Annotated in this window: 10 protein-coding genes; 1 reads left to right on the top strand and 9 read right to left on the bottom strand. The window is 35.8% G+C overall.

Features of this window, described 5'->3' with window-relative positions:
* Positions 1 to 9: 9 nt before the first annotated feature.
* A complete protein-coding gene (gene ampC, locus ACTH6U_RS06050; protein ID WP_441831868.1) occupies positions 10 to 1,143 on the bottom strand; it encodes a class C beta-lactamase in 1,134 nt (377 codons plus the stop codon).
* A 196-nt stretch (positions 1,144 to 1,339) separates the two neighbouring features.
* Between ampC and ACTH6U_RS06045 the strand changes: the two genes are divergently transcribed.
* Positions 1,340 to 2,215: a LysR substrate-binding domain-containing protein gene (locus ACTH6U_RS06045; RefSeq protein ID WP_294107114.1), complete on the top strand. Its 876-nt coding sequence runs from the start codon at positions 1,340 to 1,342 to the stop codon at positions 2,213 to 2,215.
* Between the two features lie 84 nt (positions 2,216 to 2,299).
* Here the strand turns inward: ACTH6U_RS06045 and ACTH6U_RS06040 are convergent, their stop codons facing one another.
* The 8 genes from ACTH6U_RS06040 to ACTH6U_RS06005 form a co-directional block, all read right to left on the bottom strand.
* The gene (locus tag ACTH6U_RS06040) at positions 2,300 to 2,587 is read right to left on the bottom strand and encodes a helix-turn-helix domain-containing protein (protein WP_294107115.1); all 288 of its coding nucleotides are present in this window, start codon (positions 2,585 to 2,587) and stop codon (positions 2,300 to 2,302) included.
* 61 nt (positions 2,588 to 2,648) lie between these two features.
* Positions 2,649 to 2,879, bottom strand: coding sequence for a helix-turn-helix domain-containing protein (locus ACTH6U_RS06035; RefSeq protein WP_294107116.1), 231 nt, complete (start codon positions 2,877 to 2,879; stop codon positions 2,649 to 2,651).
* A 289-nt stretch (positions 2,880 to 3,168) separates the two neighbouring features.
* Positions 3,169 to 3,450 carry a helix-turn-helix domain-containing protein gene (locus tag ACTH6U_RS06030; RefSeq protein WP_336430719.1) on the bottom strand — a complete coding sequence of 94 codons (282 nt, stop codon included), beginning with the start codon at positions 3,448 to 3,450 and terminating at the stop codon, positions 3,169 to 3,171.
* Positions 3,451 to 3,508: 58 nt separating this feature from the next.
* The gene (locus ACTH6U_RS06025) at positions 3,509 to 4,006 is read right to left on the bottom strand and encodes a fimbrial protein (protein ID WP_294107117.1); all 498 of its coding nucleotides are present in this window, start codon (positions 4,004 to 4,006) and stop codon (positions 3,509 to 3,511) included.
* Positions 4,007 to 4,020: 14 nt separating this feature from the next.
* Positions 4,021 to 4,539: a fimbrial protein gene (locus ACTH6U_RS06020; protein WP_294107118.1), complete on the bottom strand. Its 519-nt coding sequence runs from the start codon at positions 4,537 to 4,539 to the stop codon at positions 4,021 to 4,023.
* 9 nt (positions 4,540 to 4,548) lie between these two features.
* Complete coding sequence (locus ACTH6U_RS06015) at positions 4,549 to 5,517, bottom strand: fimbrial protein (RefSeq protein ID WP_441831813.1); 969 nt, start codon at positions 5,515 to 5,517, stop codon at positions 4,549 to 4,551.
* A 16-nt stretch (positions 5,518 to 5,533) separates the two neighbouring features.
* Positions 5,534 to 8,059 (bottom strand): fimbria/pilus outer membrane usher protein, encoded by a 2,526-nt coding sequence (locus tag ACTH6U_RS06010; protein WP_441831812.1) that lies wholly within the window; start codon positions 8,057 to 8,059, stop codon positions 5,534 to 5,536.
* Positions 8,060 to 8,082: 23 nt separating this feature from the next.
* Complete coding sequence (locus tag ACTH6U_RS06005; protein ID WP_294107121.1) at positions 8,083 to 8,751, bottom strand: fimbrial biogenesis chaperone; 669 nt, start codon at positions 8,749 to 8,751, stop codon at positions 8,083 to 8,085.
* Between the last annotated feature and the right edge of the window lie 34 nt (positions 8,752 to 8,785).

Here is an 8,785-nt window from a genome sequence, read left to right as displayed (position 1 = left end):
GATTCAAAACTAATGGTCTATTTTTTCCAATATCTGATAGGTGGCAGATATGCGCTCAGGTATTGGATACCATTTATTGGAAAGTATCACTACAGCGATTTGGCTTTCGGGGATAAACATCGCATAGGTGGCAAATCCGTTGGTTGAACCAGTTTTATTATAGTAAGCACGGGTTTCAGGTGCTAGAGCGGGTTGAATTAATTCTACTTTGTGTGGCTCAAGCGCCATTTCATTTCTATTACCTTGCTGCAATTGCGCAAGGGATACCGGCCACGGATAACTTTCCCACATCATATCTTGGACGAAAGAATCCGTTGAATAAACACCTGTATGCGTATCTTCAGCCGCTTCTAGCCAAGGCTTAGCCACTTTCGTCACCTGCATATTAATATCTAGAAAACGAATTAAATCTTTGGCTGTCGATTTCAATCCATAAGATTCTGCATCTAATATTTCTGGCGTTACTCTAACGGGTTGGTCTTTCTTATTATAACCTTGCGAATAATTCTTTTGTTGGTCTTTAGGTACATGAATATAAGTATGTTTTAGACCAAGTGCAGGTAACATTAGATTTTCCATGGCGTCGGAAAATGTCATATCTAATTGTTTTGCAGTCACAATGCCTAATAAGCCAACACCCAAGTTTGAATATGAGCGGTATTGACCGATATTTTTCTCAGGTTTCCATTGTTGATAATAACGGATTAGCTCAGCGCTGTTTGTGACTGTATTAGGTACAAATATTGATAGCCCTGAGGTATGAGTTGCAAGATTCATAACGGTGACATTATCAAAAGCCGAGTTTTTCAGTTCAGGTATGTAATGGCTAACTTTTTGTGAAAAATCGAGCTTTCCTTGTCCCTGTGCATAAGTGGCAAGTGTGGCGGTGAAGGTTTTTGATAATGAGCCTATTTCATATAACGTGTTATCACTAACTGGAACTTTAGTTTGTTTTGATTGCACACCATAGTGGTAAATAGTGTGTTTACCCGCAATGGAAACCGCGACTGACATGCCAGGGATCTGCTGTTGTTCCATTAATGGTTTAATTATCTCATCCATTTCTTGTTGCGTTAGAGCCAAAGCGGAAATTGAGGTAAAAGCCAAACTTAGGGCGAGAAATACTCGTCCTTGACGAAAAATAGTTTTCATAAGGTTATTTATCCAAAGAGAAAGTTTAGGTTATTGCTAATTAAATACAGGAAATCACTATTTAGCTGTTTCGAAGTACTTTAAAATACATTGTTAACACCTACCAATGCGTTATTGGCGGCTAGTATGCGTGTTTTAGGTTTTTATGTGTAACGATATAAAATTCGATGAGGTAAAAGAAAATCTTATGTCAGGTAACTATCGTCACCGGCTTCCACTTAATGGCTTGCGGGCGTTTGAAGCGTCGGCTCGTCATCTTAATTTTACACGTGCGGGTCTTGAATTGAATGTAACGCAGGCCGCCGTTAGCCAGCAGGTTCGCTTACTAGAGGAACAATTAGGTTTAGAATTATTTATTCGTTTACCGAGAGGGTTAGCGCTGACAGATGAGGGACTCGCATTATTGCCAGTACTAAGCCGTTCTTTTGATCAAATTGAATCATTATTACAGCAATTTGAAGATGGACACTATCACGAGGTATTAAGTATTTCAGTGGTCGGTACTTTTGCGGTTGGCTGGTTATTACCGCGTTTAGAGCGGTTTTCTCATTTATATCCTTACATTGATTTGCGTATTATGACCCACAATAACGTGGTCAATTTAGCTGCGGAAGGAACTGATTTTGCTATTCGTTTTGGTGAAGGGCTCTGGCCATTGGTAGAAAATATCTCGTTATTTTCTACGGCGCATACGGTGGTATGTTCAGAAAAAGTGGGTCATAAGCTCAAACACCCAATTGATTTAAAAGAACATCAACTTATGCGTTCCTATCGTAAAGATGAATGGGAGAAATGGTTTTTAGCCGCAGAGATTGAGCCATGGCGTGTTAAAGGCCCTATATTTGACTCATCGCGTTTAATCGTTGAGGCGGCGTTAATGACTAACGGTATCGCACTAGTGCCGAGTTGTATGTTTGAACATGAATTAAGTGCTGGATTATTAGTTCAACCATTTAATATTAGCGTCACTCTGGGCGGTTATTGGTTAAGTCGTTTGAAATCCAAACCGATGACACCTGCAATGGTAATATTTCAGAATTGGTTATTGGATGAATCAAAGTAGAGGAAATAAGCCGGTGTCATGATGAAACTGACACCGGTTATAATAAATAGACATTTTTAGATGTCCAAGTAGGTTGATAAACAGTTAAAAGACAAGTGCTTCAGCCGCATAATAATCTTTTTTACAATGCGCTTCGTTTGTTATTTTATTTTCGGTACTGAGGTCGGTAAAAAAATAAACAGGATCGATATTAAATATTTGAGATAAGTGATATATCGTATCGACATGTATATTAACGTCACCATTTTCATAACGAGATTGGTGTTGTTGGCTAATGCCTAATAAAAGACTTAATGTTTTAGCACTCATTCCATGACTTTCTCGCAATGCTCTTATTTTTAAGCCTACAAGTTTTGATATTTTCTTATGCATAATCTAAGCCTCTATTAGTTATTTTTAATTCACTATTTATTTAATTAAATGACCTATTAAATTATGGCTTATCATTTATAGTTAATAAGTCAATATAGTTTAGTTTAAGGTATTTAACGTATTGTGCTAATCTTTCTAAGTTAATTCGATTAATACCTCTTTCATATCGTGATTGTTGTTGTGCACTGATTCCTATTTCTTTAGAGATTAGCCTTAATGGGACACCTTTCATTTTTCGATAATAAAGTATATTATTGCCAACTATTTTAGATAGAGGATAATTTTCTCGCATGGTAAATTCCTTTTATATTTATAACATTGAAATAAAAACTTCAAGATATGATTGTTTTTATGAGGTTTTTTAATTGAAAAATAATGTATGCAATATAATTCATAGGTAAATACTATACGTTATCACTCTATCAGATTGTCATTTATACGTGAATAGGTCTTGGCCATTAAATTAATAAATAATTTCAATGTTCCTATTTGCTTTTATTGATGCTCGAATAACGTCAGAAAAAAAACATAAATATTAAATAAAACTGCTGGTTATTTCATACGTTATCAATAAATAAGAATCATTTCTGTATGTTTTTTACTTCCGATAAAAAATAGGCGTTAATTTCATCGCTTTCTTTATCGTCGAGTATGAAAAAGCTAGATAATTTAATATTAAATACTTTGGCATACTTATTTAGCTTATCTAAATTAATTCGATTAATTCCTCTTTCATATCTCGATTGTTGTTGTTCACTAACGCCTATTACTTTAGATAAATCGGTTAATGACATTCCTTTCATTTTTCGATGATATGTAATCTTGTGACCAATAACTCTTGAGATGGGATAGAAATCAGGCATTAAATAATCTCCTATCTACTTACAGATTAAAATACGTTAAGTAAAAACACTAATTTGGTTAATGGTACACAAAAGTAAATTCGAGGTGGCTATTAAATGAACCGGGCATCATACCACTACCGTAGCCTGCAACTCTGGCTGAAAATGGAATTTCTACGCTGCGGGTTAAGCTATTAACGGGAGTGATAATTTTATCGCCATTCTTGATTGTCGTTTTATTTGCGCCATTAGCCAGATTTAGCGCAACATTTTGTGCCGTACCTTTATTTAAAAAATACTCTGCGGTGGTTAGGTCCGGTGTTCCAGATATGGTCATGATGGCTTCATTAGTGCCCATAGGGCAGTTTTTTAGTTTTACTGAAAAATCAACCCAAGGTGATTTTTGAGTATCTTTGATATTCCAAATATTAATTTTTTTTAGGTCAATTAAATAGCTAGTTTTCACTAATTCACAAGGCATTGCAGTGATATAACCATGAATATTGATATTTACGGTTTCCCCAATTGCACTCAAAGGGCTAGCAAGAAGTAATAATGAAAGTAATATTTTTTTCATTTTATTATTCGTCCTTATAAATAAGTGATCGTCGCTGTAATATTGGCAGATATCGAGCCAGGAACGACATTACCTAACGAGCTAAATGCACGAGTTCTAAGTGGAATAATGGCATCTGTTTGTCCGTTTAGTGGTACTTGCAGTACTTTTTGATTACCAAGTAAAACGGATCCATCCCCATTTTGTAGTTGTACCGCGACATTTTTTGCTGTACCTAAATTCTTGTACAAGCTGGTTTCATCGGTAGTATCTGCGGAGCCTGAAAATGTTAATTTAATTTGATTCACAAAAGAGGAACAATTATTTAAATTAATATTAAACGGCTTCCATTCTGAACTCGTTTGAGGGGCGTTAAAGAGATCAATAGGTAAACGTTTAAAATCAATATCGATATTATTACCACCAGAAAGGTTGCAGGTGGCTGCTTTGATATTACCTGTGAAGTTTAAAGTGATATTATTAGCTGTAAATGAATAAAAACTCACTAATAATAGACTACTTATCAACGATAAAGTTATTGTTAATTTTTTCATTGCCTATTCCTACTCATAGCGAATATTAACGGTAGCTGTCGCATTTGCTGTTCCAGGTGTTATGGTATTTGTCGTTTTGATATACCTCGCTTTCCAATTAAATAGATAATCACCAGCTGGGACATTATTTTGCAAACTATTTTTAGTATTTAATTTAACGGGTAGATTATTTTTATCTAATAATTGAATTGCAACGCCAGTCGCTTTGTTTGTGCCAGAAAGTGCAATTTTTCCTGTTGCCGCATCAACATATCCACCACTACTCGTAATTGTTGTTTTAATATTTGTTCCTGCTTTGCATGTTAGTGATATCGGAATATCAACCATATCACTGGTATCACCGATGTTATTAAATTGAGTATCATACCAGTCACCCATATTGATATTATAAGTAGATTGATTATTTTTTAATGAGCAACTAAGTACATTTATTCTATAGTTATTTGAAAATGATACTGTTGAAATGAAAAAGTTGGTGCCTGTTGTTTTATTCTGTTGGTAGAATCTAGCCAATTGCCTTATTGAAATAACTCCCCCAGAAGTCACCTGACCAATTTTTTCTATATTAATGACCCAACCGAGGTTCGAAAATGTCCAAGTGGTATCAGTATATGGGCCATTTACCGGAAAAAAATAATTTGGCCCAAATGAATTAATTCTTGCTCTAACACCAATACCATTAACTCCACTTATTGCCATGCCATTACTCACTGATGTTAGATATACTCCTACTTGATTTCCTCCGCAACTCATATCAACGCCATTAGTTGGATTATAATTTCCAGTGTAAATCGGTAGCGATATCGAACTTAGTAATTTAATCGATGTATCATCGTACTGTATATTTATTGTTTCATTTGGAATCGTCTTCTGCATATCACGCCAAGTTGGATTTTGCACACATGCAGAAGAAGAATATCCTGAGTAAAGGCTAAATAAACTTATTACTAGGATAATTTTGTATTTTGTTTTTTTCATAACTATCTATTTCCTATTACTGGCAAACCGCAGTCGTTTTATATAAACCCATATAATTAGATAAACCAGCTAAGTTATAATTTACTTGGCATCGCTGCTTATCATTATATTGAATAATAAAATTTCCATTTTCTGCTAAGCCAGATAAATACAATTCACCGTCATTACCGACCATGCCATTTAACTGACTCTCAACGTTGAATATTGCTTGTGCGCCAAAAGGTACCGGTTTACCGTCAGTGAAAGTAAGCACCATAATGGCACGATAGCCCACATTGGCGGCAAAGTTTGCTTTCACGATAGCGCCACGGCTTGGTGAAACGCTTTGGCTGGTTAAGTCCATTTCAGTGTCATTTGGTAGCGCAGAGGTATCAATATCAATGGTGTTTTTACGGTAGGCACTGACATACGGTACTAGTGCATAGCCTTGATTATTGGTCACCACACCGGCTTGATTCATAATAGGGACATCGCCAGCGTTAGGAATCTCAACAATAGCCGAGGTTTCACCAAGTTGCTGGCCTAATACCAATCCACCTGAGTGAGCGACTAAGCTACCGTTTGCGCCATAATAAAGATTATAGCTATTTGTGCTGTAACCACTGCCTCCAGATATTTCACCATATTGACCTTTATAGGAGGCGTTCATATTACCTGATGTGCCACTGTCTTTATTGGTAAATCCTTGCTGCATGCTCCAGTTTAAGCGATTGTTCAATTGGGATGCGGATACCCCCATGCTGCCTGTGCTTGAATTGTTGCTGCTACTATTGCTATTGAAGTTATAGTAGAAAGTATCGTCGAATACAGTAAATGGTACGTTGACTGAAAATGCGAACTGGTGGTCATCTTCACTTTTATTTTTACTGTCCGATGAGTAAGAATAATTATTCGTGTTTTTGTTATAGGTATAATTCAAACTATAGCTAATACCTTGCCAGCTATTGTTATAACCTAGCGTGGCAGATTGTGTTTTTCTATCACTGTTCCAATAGTCTTCATTGATATAACCAACTGAAATTGAACCGAAACTTTCACCCAAGTTTTGGCTTAAGGTTATTTCTCCACGATTACGACGACGCTCAATTTCAGGGGTGTAGTCAGTATCTCGAAAACCATCAAACACCTCGGATAAACTATAGAAGCCTTTAGTTGAATAACGATAACCCGCTAATGCGATGTTAGTGCCGATATCATTTAAATTTTTGTTATAACGAAAACGGTATGATTGCCCACTTTCTTTCTGGTCTTCACGCAATTTAGAATCTGCATGAGTAATATCAATAGATATTGCACCAAAACGGCCAAGGTTTTGTCCTGTCCCGATAGAGTAGGATTGATAATCTTCACTGACTTGGCTCCCACCATAAGCCGTAATGCCATAAGGTAAACCATAGATAAGTGTGAATTGGGCAAAATGAGTCCTATCCACATGGCTATCATAAGAGCGATATTGCCCACCAGTTGCGCTATAAGACAAATAACCTTCACGTTGTAAAACAGGAAGTGAGGCAAAGGGAACAATCTGTACCTGTTCGCTGCCGTTTGACTCTTTTATTGTGACATGTAAGTCACCACTTCCCCCAGTTGGATACAAGTCATTAATTTCAAACGGACCTGCGGCTACATCGGTTTGGTAGATGGTATAACCATTTTGACGTATGGTAATTTGTGCGTTACTGCGTGCAATTCCGCGTACTACTGGGGCATAACCGCGCAAACTTTCTGGATACATATCATCATCTGTCGCCAGTTGAGCACCTCGAAAAGGCACACTGTCAAATACTTGTGAGGGTGAAACACTATCCCCTAACGTTAACTGACTTTTGATGCTGTTTATTCCACGTGAGGCATAGGTATAAACGGTATCCCATTTATTGGTTTGGTTATCACTATTTGACCATGTAGTGTAGTTACGTAAACGCCATGCGCCGATATTTAAACCCGGTCTTAAATTGACATAGTTTGAGTTTGTATCAGTTCCGCCTTTTTTACGGTCATAGTTTTTTGAACCGCTATAGCTATAATTAAGCAGTAATGCATTAATACCATTATCAATATCGGCTAAGTCAACATAACCCCTTGGGTTTTTTGTTAATGCAATTTGTGGAACACTTAAATAAAGGCGCTGTGAATCAAATTCAAATACACTTTTTACATCTGGAATCGCCGATAAATTGGCACAGCCATTTTGAGTATTTTGTAGTTCAGGATAATCAGCGATTTTAATATCAAAGCTTTTTAAATCAGCAATTGATAAACAAGGTGTCAATTCGTTATTGTTACCTTTATTAAATTTAAGATTTGTTGCACCAATTAAATTTGTGTTGATGTAAATATCAACGTAGTAATTTCCAGGTAATTGTTCATTGTTTTCAAATTGGCTTAAATCAACTGAGTCTTTATTTGGTAACTCTAAAAAATCAGGATCAAAATACGTATTACTTTCCATTTTATTATTAAGTGGAAGGTTTTCTGCGTAAGTGGGTGCCGTATAGCCTAAATATAAAAGTAGGCTAAGACATATTTTATTTGTTTTCATAGAAAAGCCTAGGTTTATAAAGACTATATTTTAATTTCCGATGCATCTGATGCCGCACCATAATCATTAATAACTTCCCATTTAACGGTGCCATTACTTGCTGTATCATTAATTTCAAATGATGCAGTAGAGAATGGAGCCGCATAGGAGATATCAATCGCTTTCTTACCGTTAAATGTAATACTTTGGAAATTCATGTAATAGGGTGTCGGGTTTTTAACGATAATTTTATTTCCCGATTTAGACCAAATTAATTTTTTTTGTTCTTCAACGAAATTAACGTCTTTTATTGATGTTGGTCGATAAATTAATTTCATTTGTGTTTTAAAGGCAATTTGTAGCGAGTTTTCAGTTCTTTCAGTGGCTGGTATTGTCTTTATGTTTAGCCAGAATAATGACTCTCTATCTTTAGGTAATTTATTCTCAGTTAGAAATATTCTAAGCGCATTAGTTTTATCTGCATTGAGACGAAATAACGGAGGTGTTATGGTGAAATCCGATTGTTTTTTTTCATCAATTCCGTCTATCCACGATTGAATTAAATAAGGGATTTTATCTGGATTTTCAACACTAATACTGACATCTTTATTGCCTTCGTTATAAATAACACGTGTTCCACCAATGATCACGCCTGCATGAGCTGTATTGATAACTATCAATAAAGAGATAAAAAAATAGACAATGTGTTTCATATCACCACCAGTAAATATATGAAATAAGGTTTAA

Source organism: Providencia sp., assembly GCF_052096715.1.
Taxonomy (GTDB): Bacteria; Pseudomonadota; Gammaproteobacteria; order Enterobacterales; family Enterobacteriaceae; genus Providencia.
This window is presented reverse-complemented; position numbering and strand designations above follow the sequence as displayed.